The organism is Micromonospora arborensis, assembly GCF_003205615.1.
Taxonomy (GTDB): Bacteria; Actinomycetota; Actinomycetes; order Mycobacteriales; family Micromonosporaceae; genus Micromonospora; species Micromonospora arborensis.
On record NZ_PYBV01000028.1, the window covers coordinates 242,259 to 261,799 of the forward strand.

20 protein-coding genes are annotated in these 19,541 nt (G+C 67.5%); 17 read left to right on the forward strand and 3 right to left on the reverse strand.

The features are described 5' to 3' along the window. Positions 1-50: 50 nt before the first annotated feature. From C7C45_RS22910 to C7C45_RS22930, 5 genes are all read left to right on the forward strand, one after another. Positions 51-1,352, forward strand: coding sequence for an MFS transporter (locus C7C45_RS22910; protein ID WP_208641256.1), 1,302 nt, complete (start codon positions 51-53; stop codon positions 1,350-1,352). Positions 1,353-1,508: 156 nt separating this feature from the next. After that, positions 1,509-1,895, forward strand: a complete 387-nt coding sequence (locus C7C45_RS22915) for a tyrosine-type recombinase/integrase (RefSeq protein WP_110565740.1) — start codon at positions 1,509-1,511, stop codon at positions 1,893-1,895. A gap of 605 nt (positions 1,896-2,500) precedes the next feature. Further along, entirely contained in the window at positions 2,501-2,845 is a 345-nt protein-coding gene (locus C7C45_RS22920; protein WP_110565741.1) for a hypothetical protein, read from the forward strand. Positions 2,846-3,329: 484 nt separating this feature from the next. Next, the gene (locus tag C7C45_RS22925; RefSeq protein ID WP_110565742.1) at positions 3,330-4,865 is read left to right on the forward strand and encodes an AAA family ATPase; all 1,536 of its coding nucleotides are present in this window, start codon (positions 3,330-3,332) and stop codon (positions 4,863-4,865) included. Between the two features lie 41 nt (positions 4,866-4,906). Continuing rightward, positions 4,907-5,710 (forward strand): HNH endonuclease, encoded by an 804-nt coding sequence (locus C7C45_RS22930; RefSeq protein ID WP_146247377.1) that lies wholly within the window; start codon positions 4,907-4,909, stop codon positions 5,708-5,710. Positions 5,711-6,004: 294 nt separating this feature from the next. Here C7C45_RS22930 and C7C45_RS22935 read toward each other — a convergent pair whose 3' ends face one another. Next, complete coding sequence (locus C7C45_RS22935) at positions 6,005-6,904, reverse strand: hypothetical protein (protein ID WP_244200503.1); 900 nt, start codon at positions 6,902-6,904, stop codon at positions 6,005-6,007. 520 nt (positions 6,905-7,424) lie between these two features. On the opposite strand from C7C45_RS22935, the gene cutA reads away from it, so the two are divergent. Next, the gene (gene cutA, locus C7C45_RS35745; protein ID WP_110565779.1) at positions 7,425-7,745 is read left to right on the forward strand and encodes a divalent-cation tolerance protein CutA; all 321 of its coding nucleotides are present in this window, start codon (positions 7,425-7,427) and stop codon (positions 7,743-7,745) included. A gap of 3 nt (positions 7,746-7,748) precedes the next feature. Here cutA and C7C45_RS22945 read toward each other — a convergent pair whose 3' ends face one another. Beyond that, entirely contained in the window at positions 7,749-9,053 is a 1,305-nt protein-coding gene (locus tag C7C45_RS22945; RefSeq protein ID WP_110565780.1) for an NsdA family TPR-like regulatory protein, read from the reverse strand. A 225-nt stretch (positions 9,054-9,278) separates the two neighbouring features. On the opposite strand from C7C45_RS22945, the gene C7C45_RS33690 reads away from it, so the two are divergent. The 10 genes from C7C45_RS33690 (at position 9,279) to C7C45_RS22995 (ending at position 17,140) form a co-directional block, all read left to right on the forward strand. Continuing rightward, entirely contained in the window at positions 9,279-10,130 is an 852-nt protein-coding gene (locus tag C7C45_RS33690; RefSeq protein ID WP_146247378.1) for a hypothetical protein, read from the forward strand. Between the two features lie 68 nt (positions 10,131-10,198). After that, positions 10,199-10,663, forward strand: a complete 465-nt coding sequence (locus tag C7C45_RS22955; protein WP_110565781.1) for a single-stranded DNA-binding protein — start codon at positions 10,199-10,201, stop codon at positions 10,661-10,663. Between the two features lie 11 nt (positions 10,664-10,674). After that, positions 10,675-11,514 (forward strand): FtsK/SpoIIIE domain-containing protein, encoded by an 840-nt coding sequence (locus C7C45_RS22960; protein ID WP_244200505.1) that lies wholly within the window; start codon positions 10,675-10,677, stop codon positions 11,512-11,514. After that, a complete protein-coding gene (locus C7C45_RS22965; protein WP_110565746.1) occupies positions 11,511-11,840 on the forward strand; it encodes a hypothetical protein in 330 nt (109 codons plus the stop codon). Before C7C45_RS22960 ends, C7C45_RS22965 begins: the two co-directional genes overlap by 4 nt. A 90-nt stretch (positions 11,841-11,930) precedes the next feature. Continuing rightward, positions 11,931-12,347 (forward strand): DUF6197 family protein, encoded by a 417-nt coding sequence (locus tag C7C45_RS22970; protein WP_110565747.1) that lies wholly within the window; start codon positions 11,931-11,933, stop codon positions 12,345-12,347. Further along, positions 12,344-13,024, forward strand: coding sequence for a hypothetical protein (locus C7C45_RS35890; RefSeq protein WP_425271160.1), 681 nt, complete (start codon positions 12,344-12,346; stop codon positions 13,022-13,024). Before C7C45_RS22970 ends, C7C45_RS35890 begins: the two co-directional genes overlap by 4 nt. Further along, positions 13,021-14,085, forward strand: a complete 1,065-nt coding sequence (locus tag C7C45_RS22980; RefSeq protein WP_110565748.1) for a hypothetical protein — start codon at positions 13,021-13,023, stop codon at positions 14,083-14,085. The genes C7C45_RS35890 and C7C45_RS22980 overlap by 4 nt, the downstream gene beginning before the upstream one ends. After that, entirely contained in the window at positions 14,082-15,650 is a 1,569-nt protein-coding gene (locus tag C7C45_RS22985; RefSeq protein WP_425271161.1) for a replication initiator, read from the forward strand. Before C7C45_RS22980 ends, C7C45_RS22985 begins: the two co-directional genes overlap by 4 nt. An 83-nt stretch (positions 15,651-15,733) precedes the next feature. After that, complete coding sequence (locus tag C7C45_RS22990; RefSeq protein WP_110565749.1) at positions 15,734-15,931, forward strand: helix-turn-helix domain-containing protein; 198 nt, start codon at positions 15,734-15,736, stop codon at positions 15,929-15,931. Positions 15,932-15,934: 3 nt separating this feature from the next. Next, positions 15,935-17,140 carry a tyrosine-type recombinase/integrase gene (locus tag C7C45_RS22995; RefSeq protein ID WP_110565750.1) on the forward strand — a complete coding sequence of 402 codons (1,206 nt, stop codon included), beginning with the start codon at positions 15,935-15,937 and terminating at the stop codon, positions 17,138-17,140. Positions 17,141-17,221: 81 nt separating this feature from the next. On the opposite strand, the gene glnA is transcribed toward C7C45_RS22995, so the two are convergent. After that, positions 17,222-18,646, reverse strand: coding sequence for a type I glutamate--ammonia ligase (glnA, locus tag C7C45_RS23000; RefSeq protein ID WP_110565751.1), 1,425 nt, complete (start codon positions 18,644-18,646; stop codon positions 17,222-17,224). Between the two features lie 263 nt (positions 18,647-18,909). Between glnA and C7C45_RS23005 the strand changes: the two genes are divergently transcribed. Beyond that, complete coding sequence (locus tag C7C45_RS23005; protein WP_110565752.1) at positions 18,910-19,308, forward strand: RDD family protein; 399 nt, start codon at positions 18,910-18,912, stop codon at positions 19,306-19,308. The last annotated feature ends 233 nt before the right edge of the window (positions 19,309-19,541 follow it).

Here is a 19,541-nt window from a genome sequence, read left to right on the forward strand (position 1 = left end):
ATGCCCGGAAACGCACGGCCGCACCGAAGCTGATTTTGGCGACCACGTTCATGGGCATCTTTCTGCTCAACCTCAACACCATGGCGATGAACGTGGCGCTGCCCGGGATCGGGCGAACCTTCGGCGGCAGCACGGCGGGACTGCAATGGATCGTGGACGCCTACACGCTGATGTTCGCCGCACTCCTGCTTTCCGCGGGCACGCTCTCCGACCGCATCGGGGCGAGCCGCGCGTTCGGCGCCGGCGTCGCGGTCTTCACGGTCGCCTCGGCGGCCTGCGGACTGGCGCCGGGGCTGGGCGAGCTGATCGCCGCCCGCCTGATCCAGGGGAGCGCGGCGGCGATCATGCTGCCCTCCTCGCTGGCCCTCGTCCGGCAGGCCTTCCCGGACGCGGCCGAACGGGCACGGGCCATCGCGCTCTGGACCGTTGGCGGAGCCGTCGCGGTTGCCGCCGGCCCGGTGGCCGGCGGGGTGCTGGCCAGCACTCTGAGCTGGCGGGCGATCTTCGTCGTCAACCTGCCCGTCGGCATCGCCACCCTCGCGGTGTTGACCCGCGCGGAGCGCTCGCCGCGCCGTGCCACGCCGCTTGATCCGTACGGCCAGCTCACGGCGATCGTCGCGCTCGCGGCGCTCACCTTCGCGGTGATCGACGGAGGGGAGAACGGCTTCGGCGAGCCCTTGGTGCTGGGCTGCCTGGGGCTCGCCGCAGTGGCGACGGCCGCGTTCATCATGATCGAGGCACGTACCGCCGCGCCGTTGGTCCCGCTCGACCTCTTCCGTTCGCGCACGGTGACGGTTTCGGTCGCGATCGGCTTCGTCGTCAATGCCGCGTTCTACGGGCTGGTGTTCGTGCTGAGCCTGTTCTTTCAGGACGTTCTGAACCTGTCCGTCATGGCCGCAGGGCTGATGTTCCTACCGATGATGGCCGTGATCGCCGGAGCCAACCTGGCCTCGGCCAGGGCCGCGGCACGCTTCGGGCCGCGGATGCCGATCGCCACGGGACAAGCGATCTTCGCGCTGGCGATGTTCGGCCTGCTCTGGATCGACGAGGGCACCAGCAGACCAGTGATCGCGGCGATGCTCATCCCGGTCGGCCTCGGCCTAGGTTTCTTCGTACCTTCCCTGACCGCCATCCTGCTGAACGACATCGCCGCAGATCGGGCCGGAATGGCCGCCGGGATCCTGAACTCCTTCCGGCAGACGGGCGGCGCGCTCGCCGTGGCCGTCTTCGGAGCCTTGGTCGCGGACCGGGGTGAGTTCATTGTGGGTCTGCGGGTCGGCTTGTGCGTCGCGGCTGTGATGCTGATAGCCACCACGGCCGCGGCCCTCATGCTGCCGCGCGGCCTTAGCTGACGGGACGGTGACGGGGATGTCTGGCGCGGGGCCCGGTAATGAACTCAACCTGAGGGAGCCGGGCGGCGCACGTCGTGAGGGCGCTCCTCACCTCGCCTCGGCCGGGTGAGGGGCACCCCGACCTTCAGATCGGCTAGGCGAGCCGGTCGATGATCAGTGGCGGAGGGCGCGGTCGAGGTCGACGACGACACGGACCACCGCCGGCCGGTCCGCCGGGCCGCACGCCTGCTGTTCCGGGGTGTCAGCGGCGAGCCCGTCAACGCCGCGACCTTCTCCCGGACCTGGGCGACCGCTCGGGAAGCGGTCGGCCTGCCGGCGCGGTGGGGGATACCCGGACTGCGGCACTACTACGCGACGGTGCTGATCCACGCGGGCGCGTCGGTGAAGACGGTCCAACTCTCGCTGGGGCACAGCACGCCGACCGTCATGCTCAACACCTACGTACACGAGTGGCCGGACGTGCTCGACCGGACCCGGCTGCTCATTGACGGCGCGCTCGGTCAACACGGAACGGCGGCCATGCCGGCTGTGAGCCGGGCATGACCGCCGTCCGTGAGGTTGTACCCAACCTGCACCCAAGATCAGTGTCGATCCTGTTGGCCCAGGTCAGAGCCTTGATCAGGCTCAGCAGTCGTAGTACATGGCGAACTAACCGCACATTGCGGCTGACCTGGGGGAGTGGCGTCGATCAAGCCGCTGAGCAGGTCGTACGCCTTATATCAACTTCCATCGTTGTCCAGTGTTTCCGGGCGGCGTCTGTACCCCTCGTGTACCTAACGATCATGAGGCGGTGGTGTGTGCGAGCGGTTCCGAGGTGGACTGGTGCGGCATCCCGTCGCGCAGGCTCCGCCCTGCCGGGCCGCGCCGACCTGGTCCAGGTGGAGCGCCCCACTGGACGTACGACCTGGACCAGGTCGGCGCGGTCTGGTGGCCTCTGGTGGGCGACGGGTCCCCGGTCGCGGCCGGGGCATCCCGGAGTCGCCGAGGGTTCGGGGCGAGTAGCCCCGACCGCCGGAGGCCATCCCCGGGTCGTAGGGCCGGAGGCCCTACCCGCCGGAGGCGAGGCCCTTGCCGCTCGGGAAGTCCTCGACGGTTCCCGTCACGATCCGTACTTCCCTGCTCACAGTGGCGTCATTACTTTGATACACATGGATGAATCCGACTGGGACGAGCAGGCGCGGGGCGAACCTGATTGGGTCTACGACCCGCCGGACGAGGAAGACGGGTACGAGCCGGCCGACACCGGCGTCGGCCTCAAGAGCGACCCCGCTGGGATCGCCGAGATCCGGCAGCGTCACCCGAAGGCGTACCGCCTATGGACACCGCAGGCTGACTCGGAGCTGATGAAGGGCTACCTGGCCGGCCACAGCATTGACGAGCTGGCGGTGTCATTCGAGCGGCAGCCGAGTGCGATCCAGCGACGCCTTGAGCGGCTGGCCTTCGCCGAGATGAGTCGACGTCGCGCTGAGCCGGGTGCGCCTGAGGCGGGCTGACCCAACCGATCCTCCATGCCCTGCGCTGAGTTCCAAGCGGCGCAGGGCATCTTTGCGTCCGACTGCCGGTCCGCCGTTGCCGCAGGCATAAGGCGGAACCGGCAGGGGTCGGGCGACGCGGCCCGAAGGGCCGCCTTGAAGACGTATGGAAAGTTCTCACCGTGTCGAACTGCGGAACTGCGGACATCGAACTGCGGAACTGCGGCTACTGTCCTCCGTCGACTGATTCACGACCCTTGTCCGCCACTTGATTCGCGACGCAGTCGGCCCGCGGAAGCGGCAGACGCGCGCCTCGCCGCTGATCAACGGGCTTGCCCATTGCATGCGAAGTGAAGGCCGAGCCGGCCGGCGGCCTCCCTGACCGCAGGAAGGTACCGTGGCCCGGCGGTCGTGATGGCCATACCGGTCACGGTAGCGTGTAGCGCCCGCACCACCGGACCTGCACCTGTTGCTCTGCCTGACAGCAGACACCCTTGGAGACCGCATGCAGTTCACTCAGATCGGGCGCGGACGGGGCAACCTTCCGCAAGTCCGGCGGCAGGCGTTCCTGGTACAGGACCGATGGAACGATTACGGGTACGTCACCATGTTCCAGCTACTCATCGTCGATGACGCTGGAGCCTGGCACGAAATCGGGAATGTCAAGTTCGGTGGGTTCGGCGTTCCGGAGGGATGGACCGCCTCGTCTGACCTGCCTTCTCAGTTCCAGATCCTAAGCGATCGATACTTCTCCCTCGGCCAGGATGACACCTACTACGAGAAGCTGGCCGAACTCGGCCCTCAAATCCGCATCGAGGTACTCACGGCGCTGCGGGATGTGGCATACGATTCAGCTCTGCTGCGCCGCACAGAGGCCTTCGACGTGACTACGACGTCGCTGCTGCGAGGAATTCCCTTGGGCGTCGTGGAGGATCAATTCCGCCGCATCGCTCATGGCGGTGCCCGGGTGACGCCCTACGAGTTCGAGTACCAGCCAGTTAATGGCCCCTCGGTTACAGGGCCACTATGGTCACAGAGACTGGAATTCACTGTGACTCCCGGCGAGCAGCCGCCGACGAACATCCACGTGCTAATCGGCCGCAACGCCGTCGGCAAGTCACATCTGCTGCGTAGCCTGGTCCGCGCCGTTGCCGACCGGCAAGCCAATCCGGCGGACGCCGGACAAATCTTCGAGCGCGGTACCGCATCTGGGCATACCTTCCGCGGTGTAGTCGCGGTCTCTTTCAGCGCCTTCGACGAGTTCGTGTCCATCCCGCGCGCGCAGCAGGTCGTGCCGTACGTCCACGTTGGAAGCCACGGAGCGGACGATGATCACTCCTCGGGCCCGCTCGGCCGCGAGCAGCTGGCTCGAATGTTCTCCGTGAGCCTGGACAACTGCCTAACGGGACCGGCGGCCGAACGCTGGACCAGAGCGGTAAAAACGCTGCGCTACTCCGGCTCCGGGTTTCTGGAGAATGACTCCTGGATTACCGAATTTGGAGACGCGCCCACCGAAGGGCGCCGCTCGATGGCCACGGAGCTGTTCGCGACCCTCAGCTCCGGCCACGCGATCGTTCTTTTAACCATCACCCGTCTGGTAGACCAAGTCCACGAACGTACCCTCGTCGTCCTGGATGAACCGGAAGCGCATTTGCACCCGCCACTGCTCGCCGCGTTCGTGCGCGCGCTGTCTGACCTTCTTTTGGATCGCAACGGCGTTGCTATTGTCGCTACCCACTCGCCGGTCGTCCTGCAGGAGGTGCCATCCTCCTGCGTATCTCTTATCCGTCGCCACGGTACGCTTGCTGTCGCACAACGACCCGCCCTGGAGACCTTCGGGGAGAACGTCGGCACACTGACGCATGAGGTCTTCTCCTTAGAGGTGACCGACTCCGGCTACCACCGGATGATTCGCACCGCCGTCCGCGACGGCATGTCGTACGAGGCGCTGCTTCACCACTTCGCCGGTCGGCTGGGCACCGAGGCGAAGGCTATTGCGCGGACCTTGATCGCCGTCCGGGACAGCGGCGGAGAGCTGTGATGTGGCCGGTTCCCCGACCTCAATACGCTGGCTGGGATGTCTTGAATTTCTACGGAGCCTGTATCGACAGTGCTCGTTCGGAGGAACGCCGCGTCCGGCTCACTCACCTCGGCAAGGATGTCCGCGAAGCGGCCGAACGTTACGAATTGGCGGCCCTCTTCGGGGAGTTGCACCGGCTGAAGGATCTCGAGGATCAACCCGATGACAAGATTGTCCGGGCGGATCTGCTATGGGCATACACCCGGGGCCTGGTCCAAAACGACGTCGGCCGACGACATTACGACGAGCTTCTTGCCCGAGCCCCGCAGGGCCGCTGCCCTTTCTGTGGGCACCGCGACGTCAGCACCCTCGATCACCAGTTGCCGAAGGCGACTTATCCACTGCTGGCAACCATCCCGGACAACCTCGTCCCGGCGTGCTCGGAATGCAACCACCGCAAGAACGACGCGGTGGCGGCCAACACAGACACCCAACTCCTGCATCCATATTTCGAGGACGCAAGCCACGGCCGGTGGTTGTTCGCGCGAGTGGTTTCGGACGATCCCATTGCCCTTCTCTTCTTTGCCGAACCAGATTCAGCCTTTACCACGACTATGCAGGCCCGAATCCAGCATCAATTCACACATCTCCGGCTGGCGGCGCTGTACGGCACGCAGGCTTCACGGCAGATAGCCGGGGAACGGCTACTCCTGAATCAGTTGCGTCAGGAGGGCGGGCCGGCCGCAGTAAGCGAACACCTTCGCGCTACCGCGGCCAGCTGGGCTGCGACGTCTGTCAACTGCTGGCAGCACGCAATGTACGAGGCTCTGGCGAATGATCTAGGCTACGTCGGGGGCGGCAGCTGACCACGCGAAGCGATTGTCTTCATCTTGGCGTCATCGGCCTTCCGGGTGTAGGGCTGGTCGGCCCGGTGGCCCCCAGGGCGTCCAGCTAGGGAGGACAGCTCCGGTTCGGAGCCCGACTCAAAGCCTCATCACCCCCGACCACTCTCATTGGCAGACTCGTGCGCTCGGTTGCCTACGGCCTAGGTCACTGTTACATGTCGCACTTCAACTGACGGAGATTTCTCGCGTATTTCTTGTCGAACGACACGAACTGCGGCCATTGTCCAATCGTTCCACTATTCGGCTTCGAAGCGGTTAGAATGGCGGCTCGTCTGGCCAGTCCGGCGTGGATGGGAGCGCACCGGCAGGCAGCGGAAGATTCGTTACCACGTATAGGTTCAGGATATCTTCCCGGTCTATGAACATGATCTGGCTGCGCTTCGCGGCATCTAGTGCGTTGCCGAGCCAGTTACGGGCGGCTTTGGTGATCTCGCCGCCGGCCACAATAAACGCATGGTCAACTAGGACACGCCTGTTCACCTCCGGGTCAAAGATGTCGTGCGCGAGCATCATCAGTGCTTGGTGGTGGATCTCGCCGATGCCAGCGTGACCGTGTTTGGTCACGCCCGATGCGTCGAGCTTTCCCTTCTTTACCTGTAGGCCGAAGTACAGGTAGTGCTGCGTAGGCAACGTATAGCGCATCCAGATGTCTTTGCCGTACTCAAGTGCTTTGTCGCGATGGCCTGCTGATGTGATTCGATGGAAACCAAGTTGACGAAACAGGGGCAGAAGGATCTCTTCGATCAGTTCGTCTTCGCTGCATTTTTCCAGATACGCGATGAGTTCCTTTCTCCGCTTGGTCTCTGCCTCCGTCAAGGGACGGTGTGGGTTCGTCTGAAAAACGCCAATTGTATTAGTGCCGATATGCCGCAAATAGCAGTGCTGGTCATCGGCGTAGAACGCTTCAAAACCCTCACGGTTGAGAATCTCGTTTAGCTGCCCGAGCGCGTTAGGTCGGCCCGGTCCCTCGTTCATGGCGTCGTTCGGTGCCATGAGATAATCGATGACGCGGCAGAATATCTCCGGCGGCCTAGTCGGCCCTTCGTGTGGCTCCGCCAGCATCGCATCCAGAACATCCGCCACCCAGCGATGCCGAGTTGACCCGTCATGTGTGTACTCGGTATCGAGGTCTTGAAAGAATTCCGTTATGTACATGCTCGATCGGTACGGAAAGTACTTCGGTGTTCCGCCGGAATGGGGGTCATCTGAGCCAGGATTTCCGCAGATTAGATCGCCAAGTGCTTCCGTGTTCCGGCGTTTAAACTTCATGAGCGGCCTTCCACTTATGCGTCGTTGGCACCGTGCAAGCATGATCCCCTTAGCGTATCGACGGAGGCTGGTGGAGTCACCTACGCCGCCCGTCCACGAAGGGCCTGACCCGTGACTGGCCGCAGAGGCACAGGTGCGTTGAGCGTTCAACGCGGGCACAATGGCGTACGTGACGAGCCCTGATCCAGACGCGGAGTGGTGGACGACGTCGGAGGTCGCCGAGTACCTCGGCGTCCAGGTCGGCACCGTGAGTTCCTACCGGAACCGCGGTCAGATGCCGGAGCCTGACAAGACGTTCGGCCGCACCCACCTATGGCGCCCGCGAACCATCGTGTCCTGGCACGAGGGTCGCCCCCGGCTCGGAAGTCGCGCCGCTGATGCGAGCAACGAGCAGCCCTGGACCGTCTTGCAGGTGTCCACCGCTGTGGAGACGCGTGAGGCGGCTGTCGAGCTAGCGCGCCTCGTTGTGGAGGCAAGGCTTGCGGCTGGCGCGCAAATCGTTGGGCCTGTCGTCTCAGCTTTCTGGCACCAGGGTGAGTTCGGCACCGGCGAGGAGTGGCAGCTTCTCCTGAAGACGCATGCCCAGCGCTTCGAGGATCTACGAGCCTTCCTCCAAGACCATCACCCTTGGCAGAACCCCGAGATCGCGGCCGTGCCCATCGTGATGAGTTCGGATGAGTATGCCGCGTGGGTCAGACGGACCCTCCTGCTGGACGTGGAGCCGTAAGGGCTACGCCCTGGCGCGCTCCAACACCTCTCGCACTCCTGGCACGGCGGCGTGGTCCCTCAGTCGTTGTAGGACCGGGCTGAGACGTTGGCGCGGTCGCACGGAGGCGACGCCCTCGGAGAGGTCCAGCACTCGGCCGGCGACCCGGGCGGCCTCCTCCGGTTCCCCCGCCGTGGCGTAGGCGTCCGCCAACCAGCACGAGTACAGGGCCTTGTCTCGGGCGTGGGCGTCGTCGAAGCCTTCTAGTACATCCTCCAGCAGAGGGACAGCGCGCAGCGGCCGGCCAAGTTCTGCCCAGCAGCGGCCGGTCATGATGGTCACCTCCTGGTCGTCAACCCATGTGGACCAGTCGGGTTCCTGGGTCGCGTTGCGACCCTGCAAGGCAGCGCGCGCCGTTGCCAGTGCCGCATCAGTCTCCCGGGCGTTTCCGACGACAGCGTGCGCCCAGGCTCGACGCTCGTGCAGCAGAGCGGTGACGGTGGCCGGGGCTTCGTCGCCGGCTGCGGCGCAAGAGGCCTCCGCGATCGCCACGGCTTCGCGGGGATCGCCGCCCACGGTCTGATAGGCCAGGAACGCCAGAGCGTTTCCGGCGAGGTGCGGCGCGTGCGCTTGATTAGCGATCCCGTGGCTTTCGCCGTACAGCCGCTTCGATAGGTTCAGGTCCCCTGCATCGAATGCAGCCCATCCAGCTTGCTGCGCCTGTTCTGCGAGAATTGCGAGCAGTCGCTGTTGGACTGTCTCGGTGTAGGTGCCACCGGCCACGAGTTTCTTGGTCATCTCGTATTCGGACAGGTATAGGCGAACAGTGTCGCCCCCGCCCAAGACGTCATCGAGCCGCCGGAGCCTCGCCGTCCGTCGTGCAAGAACCTTCGGCAGCTCCTCGCCGAGGCGTCGCCCGGAGGCGAGGTCAGCGACGTCAACGGCACCGAGCAGGGTGCCGGCACCAACGGCAGATACGCGCAGAAAATCACGCCGATTCACGGTCTCACCTCTGGCATCTTGGGCCCCCGGTTGGTTGGCCTCCCAGTCGCGGGGAGCCAAGCCCAGCATATGCCCCGGAATTCGCATAGCATCTGCGATTAGGCTGATCTTTTCGTATGTTGCGATACTGCCCTGCCCGCGAGCAAGCGCGCCGACTCTTTCAGCCTTTATTGAGCACGCCTCCGCAATTCGCGAATAGCTGATGCCAGCCCATTTCCGAGCCAGCATGAACACTGTCCCGAAGTCATGCCGCGCGAGTGCGGCGCGCATGTCCTCGCGCTCCAGGACATGACGCGGGATTGCAGTCCCACTGACTCGCTGCGACATCGATGCCTCCACCCCGTCGGTCGCTCCTCATCCATATCCGTCAGTGGCCTACCCATCATGGGTACCCCCGTCGGAGGGTCGAAAGAGCACTTCCCAGCCTCGCACTCTTACACCCAGGGATCAACACAGCGCGATGCGTCACCACCTTGACTTGTACCGAGTCAGTCAGTACGGTCAAGTCGGTACTGAGTCGCACGGCTGCCGATGGACAAGGGGAGGTTGGGCATGGCGAAGTCAGGGATATTCGGTGAGCGCCCGGTGGGTGCGGTGACGCTGGTGGAGACGCCGGTGTCGCGGTCGTACGCGCAGAAGGCTCGGGTGGCATTCCTCGTCGTGGCGGCGTCGGTCGCCCTGGTGGTGGCCGCTACCGCGTCGGTGGCGCTGCCGCTGGTGCTCGCGGTGGTGGTCGGACTGTTGTCCGGCGGCGTGTGCGGCCTGGTGGTCGCGTGCGTGGTCCGGGTGTGGCCGGCGCTGCGGGTGCTGTGGTGGTGGGCGTTCGAGATCGTCGCTGCGGTCACGCTCTTCGTCGGCATGGCGTACCTGTCCCGGGCGACGCACCCGGCGGTGCCGCTGGTGCTCCTGGCCGTGGTGCTGGGTGTCGTCTTCGGTGTCGGCCGGCTTCGTCGGCGGGTGTCGGCGTGGGTGTGGTGCGTGGTGGTGCGGCACCGGCTGCGGCTGTGCTTCGCGGAGTTCATCCGCTCGACGTCTCGGCTGCATCCGGGTCGGTTGCCGCTGATCCTGTGGGCGCGGCCGACGCCGGCCGGTGAGCGGGTGTGGGTGTGGTTGCGGCCGGGCCTGGACCTGATGGACCTGGACGGCAAGGCGGACAAGCTCGCGGTGGCCTGCTGGGCGGGCGAAGCGCGGATGGTTCGTGCGTCGGCCAAGCATGCCGCGCTGGTGCGGGTCGACATCACCCGTCGTGACCCGCTGACCGGCCTGGTGGCGTCGCCGCTGTCGGCCTGGGTGGCGTGGATGCGCGACGAGGACGCCCCGGTGTCGCCGGCTATGCCGCCGCTGGGCCTGGACCTGCTCGACGTGCCGGAGCCGGCACCGGAACAGCGCAACCCGCGCCGCTGAAACCAAGACTCACACGCCCTGACCGGGGTGTGTGCGGTGACCGCCAACAGGGCGGTTCACCTCCAACAATCTCGGAGGAGATCGCAATGGCAAACGACACGACCGTGACGGTGGTCGGCAACCTGACCGCCGACCCGGAGCTGCGGTTCACCCCGGCCGGGGTGGCGCTGGTGAAGTTCACCGTGGCGTCCACGCCTCGGGTGTTCGACCGCAACTCGGGTGAGTACCGCGACGGTGACCCGCTGTTCCTGACCTGCACCGCGTGGCGGGACCTGGCGGAGCACATCGCCGAATCGCTGGCCAAGGGCACCCGAGTGGTGGTGGCCGGTCGGCTGCGGCTGTCGCGGTGGGAGAACGAGGAGGGCGAGAAGCGCTCCGCGTACGGCCTGGACGTGGACGAGGTCGGCCCGTCGCTGCGGTTCGCCACGGCGACGGTGAAGAAGATGGCCCGGACCCGCTCCGGTGGGGACGGGTTCACCCCGGAAGCGCCGGCGGATGACCCCTGGTCGACCGCTGCGCCGGCGGCGGCCTGAGCGGGCCAGTGATGTCGACGCTGACCGCTTCTCCCGTACCGGGTGGCATGCCCGCTGACCCGTCCGTGTCGATCTTCGACCCGGTGCATGTCGGGGTGGACGAGTTCGGCCACCCGGTGCGGGTCCCGCTGATCTACCGCAACTTGTTGATCGGTGGGGAACCGGGCGGCGGCAAGTCGACCCTGCTGAACCTGATCGTGGCTCACGCCGCCCTGTCGCTGGACTGCCGGCTGTGCCTGCTGGACGGCAAGCAGGTCGAGTTGGGCCAGTGGAAGAGCTGCGCCGACGTGTTCGTCGGCCCGGACATCATGCATGCCCTGGCCACGCTGCGGCGGATGCAGATCGTGATGGACAACCGGTACGCCTACCTGGAAGTCGCCGGACGCCGGAAGACCCAACGCGATGACGTGTTCAGCCCGATCCTCGTCGCCATCGATGAAATCGCCTACTTCTCGGCCACCGTCGGGGACAAGAAGACCCGGGAGGACTTCGCGGGGCTACTGCGGGACCTGGTGGCTCGGGGCCGCGCAGTCGGCATCATCGTCGTCGCGGCGACGCAACGCCCCTCGTCCGACATCATCCCGACGAGCCTGCGGGACCTGTTCGCCTGGCGGTGCGCCTTCCGGTGCACCACCAACGTGTCCAGCGACATCGTGCTGGGGCACGGGTGGGCAGACCGCGGCTGGTCGTCCAACACGATCAGCCCGACCAATCCCGGCGTGGGTCTGCTCATCGCCGAGGGCGGCATCCCGCAACTGATCAAAGCCGCGTACCTGGATGACGCGGCCTGCGCCCGCATCGCCATCCACGCCGCCCGCATGCGGGCTGACCGCAAGGAGCGTGCGGCATGAGTATCCGTATCCGCCCCCGGCCGGCCGCATCACCAACCTGGCCGACCACCAACGACGACCACCTTCACCCGGACTGGTGCGCCCGAGGGCACGCCTGCGGCCTGGGCGAGCACCGGGCACAGCCGGTGACCCTGCGGGTTCCCGGTCACGGTGTGGTGGTCCTGACCCGGGTGCTGGCCGCCGACGGCAGCCAGCACGCCGAGATCCGCACCCGCATCAGCCTCGCGGCCGGCGACACCAACGCCCGGACGCACCTGATGCGGATCGTCACCGAGTTCGACGCGGCCCTGCGGCGGATGGTCCGCCCCCAGCGCCGAACCCCATAGAAACGGGCCGGCAGCACCGGGATCAGCCCTAGGAAAGCACCCCGGACACAGCCGACCCGCCCCATCAACAGCCCGGAAGGAGCTGCCGTCATGCACGCTACCCAAAACACGGTCGCCGAGCAGGTGACCACCCCGGCCCGCACGCTGCGGGACGCCGCCCTGTACCTGTCCCGCCACGGCTGGACGCAGGGTGCCTACTACGACGCCACGTCGGGGTCGTTTACGCCCCCGGCCTGTCTGGTCGGCGCGGTCGGCATGGTCTGCTACGGCGGACCGGTCGACGCCCCGGCCCAGATGTTCGACGCCCCGGAGTTCGCTGACTTCGCTGCCGCGTTGACCTACCTGGACTGGTACCTGGCCCTCCGGTTCGCCGACAGCCAGTACTACGAGAGGCTGGACAACGCCTACGACTTCAATGACGCCAAGGGCCAGACCGCCGACGCTGTCATCGCCGTTCTCAACGCGGCGGCCGGCGCGTGGGACCGCGCCAACGGTGGTGCGGCATGAACAAGAACACCGTCAAGCCCGGCTTGACGCGCACCCGTACCAAGCGCGCCAGGCGGTCGGTGGAAACCACCGAGTTCGACGCGTTCGTGCGGCGCATCCTGCGGGCGTATGCCCGTCGCGTCGCTGCCGGCGACATCGAAGCGCTGCGGTCACTCGCGGCGCTGTCCACCGACGTGGACGCCATGACCCGGCTCGCTGTCACCGGCCTGCGGCAGCCTCCGTACCGGTACTCCTGGGCGGAGATCGCCGACCGGCTGGGCGTGTCCCGGCAGGCGGTGCAGATGCGCTACGGCGACCGCGCCGACCGCGTCGCCCTGGACGAGCGGCTCATCCGCGCCGGCCTCGGCGTCACGGTGGCGATCCTCGCGCAGGTGTTCGCCGATCACCACCCCGGTAGCCCGGCACCGTCAGTGTGCCCCGGCTGCGGCTTCCGCTACCCCGACGGGGTGACGGACTGCCCGACCAACGCCACGGTTCGCCCGCTGCTGTACCGGCGGCGCGGCGAGGACAAGCAGGCGCTCAGCATCCTGACGCCTGACCAGTTCGCCGACCTGCACAACCTCAAGACCGCCCGGAGCAACCGGACGGCAACCCGCAGGGCGGCCCAACCCACGTCGCTGCCTTCCGCCGAGGAGCCGGCTTTGTTCGGCCTCACTGACGGGAGGGCCACGGCGTGACCACCAACCCGAATCCAACCTCTAGCCGGCTGGTGGCCGGTGAGCCCCGGTTGGCGTCGATCGCCTCGTGGGCGGTGCTGGCCGCGTCTTTCGGCCTGTCCGCCTCCACCTGGATCGCGCTGGCCGAACTCGCCGGCTTCACCGCCCGCATCACAGTCCCCGGCACCTCGGTCAGCCTCGCCTTGGCCTGGCTGATGCCCATCGCGGTCGACGGCTACGTGGTCGTCGCCTTGGTGCTGTGGATGGCTCCCGTGCCCGCACGGGTCGCCGCGTTCGCCAAGAAGAACACCTACGGTGCGGCCGGCATCGGCATCGCTGCCCAGTCGGCGTACCACCTGCTGCAAACCAACGCCAACACCGATGAAACCTGGCGCGTGGCCATGGCGGCGATCGTCGGTGCACTGCCGCCGGCCGTCGCTGGCCTGGCCGTGCACATGCGCGCTCTGCTCCGGCGGGAAAGCGGCCGAACCCTGACCGCCGCCACCGGCACCGCACCAGCGCCCCCGGCACCCGCCGAGATGCCGATCCCAACCGTGACCGTTTCCGCCGTCCCGGCACCGACGCCCGGCCGGCCCGAGCTGCCCATCGTTCCCGACATCGAACCCGCCGAACCGGCACCGACGCCGGCCCGCCCTGAGGTCCCGACCCCGGCCCAGCTCGCCACCCGGATCACCGCACCGCGAACGGCCCCTATCCCGGAGCCGTCGACGCCTCGGCCCGTTGCGACTGCCCGCCCCGCCCGTCCCCGACCGAGCAAGCCTGAGCACACTCCGGCTCCGACGTTGGCACCGTCCACCACCGACATTCCTGTCACCGCGTCTGACGTTGCCCAACTTCCGCTGCCGATCGTGGCCCCGGACCTGCTCGCCCGAGCGACCCGCGTCGCGAAGCAGTACCGCACCGAGCACGGCACGCCGATCACCCCGGGCCAACTGGCCGTCCGCCTCAAGGTGACCTCGGATGAGGCCACGCAAGCCCTCGCGGTCCTGGACCTCGATTCGAACACCGACAACCGACCCGTCCAGCCCGCCAACGGACGCCCTGTGAAGGCGACCCGTTGACCGTCTCGACGCTGACCGTCGTACCCGAAGCACCTGCTTCGGGTACGGCCCCGTGCGCCGAGCCGACCGCTCCACCCTGGTACGCCACGTCCGCCGACATCCGGCTGCAAGCCGCTGCCCGGCTGACGCAACCCGACTTCGCCGGTTGGCTGCGCCACGTCCGCCCGGCCGCCGGCTGCACCCGCCCGGTCCGCCTGGTCGGCACCATGGCCACCGTCGAGGCCGCCACCGGCCGCCTCCTGTCCGAGCGGTCGACGGCCGACATGCCCGACGGCGTCATCTACAAGCCGTGCGGCAACCGACGCGCCGCCGTCTGCCCGACCTGCTCCAAGCTCTACCAACGCGACGCCTACCAGGTCGTCCGCGCCGGCCTCGTCGGCGGCAAAGGTGTACCCGAGCAGGTCGCCCACCACCCGGCGGTCTTTCCAACCTTCACCGCCCCGTCCTTCGGCGAGGTGCACACCCGCTACGTCAAGCGGCACACCTGCACCCGGCGCACCTCGTGCGACTGCCGGCCCGAACCCTGCCACCCCCGCCGGGAGTCGACTACGTGCCCGCACGGCGTGCGGCTGGTCTGCTTCGCCCGCCACGAGGACACCGACGCCCGGTTGGGCACGCCGCTGTGCCTGGACTGCTATGACCACGACGCCCAAGCGGTCTGGAACCTCTCCGCCGGGGAACTGTGGCGGCGCACCACCATCGCCATCAACCGCTACATGCACCGCCTGGCGAAGGCTCGCGGCATCCCCAACATCCCCGTGACCTCGCCGCGCACCGGTAAGACCCGGTGGGTGTCCCCGGTGCGGCTGTCGTTCGGCAAGGCCGCCGAGATGCAACGACGCGGCGTCGTGCACTTCCACGCCATCATCCGTCTCGACGGCCGCGACTCCGACGACCCGGACGCCATCGTGCCCGCCCCGCCGCAGCTCGACGCCGCCGACCTGGTGGCCGCCGTCGACCACGCCGCCGCCACCGTCGGCTTCACCACCGCCGACCACCCCGCCCACCCCGGCGGCTGGCCGATCACCTGGGGCACGCAGGTGCTCACCAAGGTGATCACGGTGGCCGGCCGAGGCGAGGTGACCGACGCGCAGGTCGCCGCGTACCTGGCCAAGTACGCCACCAAATCGACCGAGGTCACCGGCCACGCCTCCAACCGGCTGACCGGCGACACCATCGACATCTACGCCGACCCGGCCGGCAGCCACGCCGAACGCCTGATAGACGCGTGCTGGATGCTCGGCACGCCCCGGGACTGGCGGCGGCTGCGCCGCTGGGCACACATGCTCGGCTTCGGCGGCCACTTCCTCACCAAGTCCCGCCGCTACTCGATCACCTTCGCCCTACTGCGCAACCAACGCATCGTGTTCCGCCGCGCCCAGAGCAGCGGCCCGCAGGAAGCCGCGGCCGGCACCGAGCCGACCACGCTGGTGGTCAACTTCCTGCAATTCGTGGGCGCCGGCTGGCACACCACCGCTGACGCGCTGCTCGCCAACGCCTCCGCCGCGATGGCCCGAGAGCACCAGGACGCGGCACGCGAGTACCTACAGACCCTCGTCGCCTGACGCGCGATCCAGCGTCAAGCCCACCTTGACACCAAACCGGCCGACCGTCGGCCATCGCAATTGCGGAATGGAGCACTGGACCGATGAGCACCCAGAGGCAGACAAGCGCTGTCGACCGGCTGTGGACGGTGGAGGATGTCTCCGCCTTCCTCGGCGTGCCGGTGGGCACCCTGTACCAGTGGCGGCACCGCCGTTTCGGGCCACCGGCGGCCAAGGTCGGACGGCACCTGAGGTACGACCCGCAGGACGTGCGGTCCTGGGTCGCGGAGCAGGCGGCGTAGGCCATGCCCGTCGATGACCTGTGGTACCTGAACGGGCGGGCGGCTGACGGCTCGCGGCTGCCGTCGAAACGGCACGGGCGGGGCAAACGGTGGCGGGTCCGCTGGACGGACAACCTCGGCGAGACGCGTACGCAGTTGTTCGAGCGGAAGGTGGATGCTGACCGCCATGACGCCAACGTGCGTGCCGACCTGAGCCGGGGCCAGTACATCGATGACCGGGCGGGCCGTATCACCGTCGCGGCCCTCGCCTCGCTGTGGCGGGACGCCCAACTCCACACCGACAGCACAAGCGTCCGGGTGGAGCACGCTGTCCGGCTCCACGTGCTGCCGGGACTGGGCGCGCAGCAGATCAAGGATGTCCGCCCGAGCCACATCCAGGGATGGGTACGGGACCGGTCGACGGTCCTCGCTCCGACCACGCTGCGGGTGGTCTACACCTACCTCAGCTCGATGTTCGCCATGGCGGTGCGGGACCGGCTGATCTCGGCCAGCCCGTGCGACAAGGGCATTCGCCTTCCGCCGGTCGGCCGGGGGAGCCGAGTCCTTCCCACGGCGGAGCAGGTGCACGACCTGGCGCGTCTGCTGCCGGCCCGGTTGGCCGCGACGGTCTATCTCGCGGCTGGTTGCGGGCTGCGCCTGGGTGAAATCCTCGGCTTGGAGGTGGACGACCTCGACTTCGACGTGCGGGAGGTGCACGTCCGACGCCAACTCAAGGTGCTCAAGGGCCGTCAGCCGTTCCTCGGACCGGTCAAGACCAGCACCAGCGCCCGCACGGTCGAGCTGCCTGACGTCGTGGCGGTGGCGTTGCGTCAGCACCTGGCCGACGGGTGCGACGCGGTTGAAGTCGACGACGACACGGACCGTCGCCGGCCGGTCCGCCGGGCCGCACGCCTGCTGTTCAAGGGTGCCGGCGGCGAGCCAGTCAACGCGGCGACCTTCTCGCGGACGTGGGCGAGCGCACGGGGAGCGGTCGGCCTGCCTGCGCGGTGGGGGATCCACGGACTGCGGCACTACTACGCAACGGTCCTGATCCACGCGGGGGCATCAGTGAAGACGGTGCAGCTCGCGTTGGGCCACAGCACGCCGACCGTCACGCTCAACACCTACGTCCACGAGTGGCCGGACGTGCTCGACCGGACCCGGCTGCTCATTGACGGGGCGCTCGGTCAACACGAAACGGCGGCCATGCCGGCTGTGAGCCGGGCATGACCGCCGTCCGTGAGGTTGTACCCAACCTGTACCCAAGATCAGTAGTGATCCTGTTGGTGCAGGTCAGAGCCTTGATCAGGCTCAGCAGTCGTAGTACATGGCGAACTCGTGCGGGGTCGGGCGCAGGCGCACCGGGTCGACCTCGTTGGCCCGCTTCCAGTCCACCCAGGTGGAGATCAGGTCCGGGGTGAAGACACCACCCTCGAGCAGGTAGTCGTGGTCGGCCTCGAGCGAGTCGAGCACGGCCGGCAGCGAGCCCGGCACCTGCTTGACGTCGCCCCACTCCTCCGGCGGGAGGTCGTAGAGGTCCTTGTCGATCGGCGTCGGCGGCTCGATCTTGCTCTTGATGCCGTCCAGACCGGCCATCATCATGGCCGAGAAGGCCAGGTAGACGTTGGCCGACGGGTCCGGAACGCGGAACTCGACGCGCTTGGCCTTCGGGTTGCTGCCGGTCACCGGGATGCGGGTGCAGGCGGAGCGGTTGCGCTGCGAGTAGACCAGGTTGACCGGCGCCTCGAAGCCCGGCACCAGACGGCGGTACGAGTTGACCGTCGGGTTGGTGAAGGCCAGCAGCGACGGCGCGTGGTGCAGCAGGCCGCCGATGTACCAGCGGGCCATGTCGGACAGGCCGGCGTAGCCGGTCTCGTCGTAGAAGAGCGGCTCACCGTTGAGCCAGAGGCTCTGGTGGGTGTGCATGCCGGAACCGTTGTCGCCGAACAGCGGCTTGGGCATGAAGGTCGCGGTCTTGCCGTTGGCCCAGGCCTCGTTCTTCACGATGTACTTGAAGAGCTGAAGCTGGTCACCCGCGTGCAGCAGGGTCGAGAACCGGTAGTTGATCTCGGACTGGCCGGCGGTGCCCACCTCGTGGTGCGAGCGCTCCACGTTGAAGCCGGTGTCGACGAGCCGGCGCACGATCGAGTCACGCAGGTCGGCGTAGTGGTCGACCGGCGGCACCGGGAAGTAACCGCCCTTGTACGCGGTCTTGTAACCGCGGTTGCCGCCCGGCTCCTCGCGGCCGGTGTTCCACGCGCCCTCGATCGAGTCGATGTAGTAGAACGACTGGTGCGCCGAGGTCTCGTGGCGGATCGAGTCGAAGATGTAGAACTCCGCCTCGGCGCCGAAGTAGGCGGTGTCGGCGATGCCGCTCGCCGCCAGGTACGCCTCGGCCTTCTTCGCCACGTTGCGCGGGTCGCGGCTGTAGGCCTCGCGCGTGAACGGGTCGTGGATGAAGAAGTTGAGCGCGAGAGTCTTCTGTGCGCGGAACGGGTCGATGAACGCGGTGGCGACGTCCGGGAGCAGGAGCATGTCCGACTCGTGGATCGCCTGGAAACCGCGGATCGACGAACCGTCGAACGCGAGGCCGTCGGTGAAGAGGTCGTCGTTGACGGACTCGACCGGCAGGTTGAAGTGCTGCATCACGCCGGGCAGGTCACAGAAACGAACGTCGACGAACTTCACGTCCTCGTTCTTGAGGTATCGCAGCAGTTCCTCGGGATTGGCGAACACACATCCTCCTGGCACGTCCACGGGGTGGCTAGGCTTCTGGCGACGCTATGGCCGTGGGGTTGCCCGGCCATGTCTCCGTTGTTTCTGCCGTGTTACGTCCCTCGCGGGGCGTCAGCGACGCCCCTGTCCACGCCTTCGGCCCGCCGCGAAGGCGGTATCGACTGTGCCAGTGTAATGACATCTGATGCCTTTGGCCGGAATCGGCACGCAGTGGCGGCGGCACCCGGCAGGTCCTCATCTCGGCGCGGATACCCTTGACCGCTGTGACCAATCCGCACGCCCCGGCAGCGCCGGCCACCGACCCGACCTTCACCCCGCCGAGCCTCGGAAAGCGGTTCGGGGCGCTGATCATCGACTGGGTGCTCTGCCTGCTGGTGTCCAACTTCTTCGCCGACCCGGTACGCGACGGCTGGGCGCCGGTGCTGGTGCTGGTCCTGGTCTACGGCATCTTCCTCGGCCTGTTCGCCCAGACACCGGGCATGTACGTCACGAAGGTCCGCTGCGTGAACTGGCACGACGGCGGTCGGATCGGCGTGCTCCGGGGACTGATCCGGGGCCTGCTGCTGGCCCTCGTCGTCCCCACACTGATCATGGACGAGCACCGCCGCGGCCTGCACGACCGGCTCGCCGACTCGGTCATCGTCGACGCCCCCCGAGGCTGACCGACGCCCCACGCCCCACGCCCGAGGTCCGCGCCCGACGCTCCCGTTCCCGCCGGACGCCCCCGCCCGACCACGGCCGGCGACGGCACTCGAGGCCGGCGTTCCGGCGGCCCGCCCGCCCCGCCCGCCCGCCCGGCCCGCCCGCCCGGCCCCCGCGATCTTGCACTTTCTGTCGCGACATAGAACCCATAAGGGGCGAACCGACAGCAGCATGTGCAAGATCGCGGGGCGCG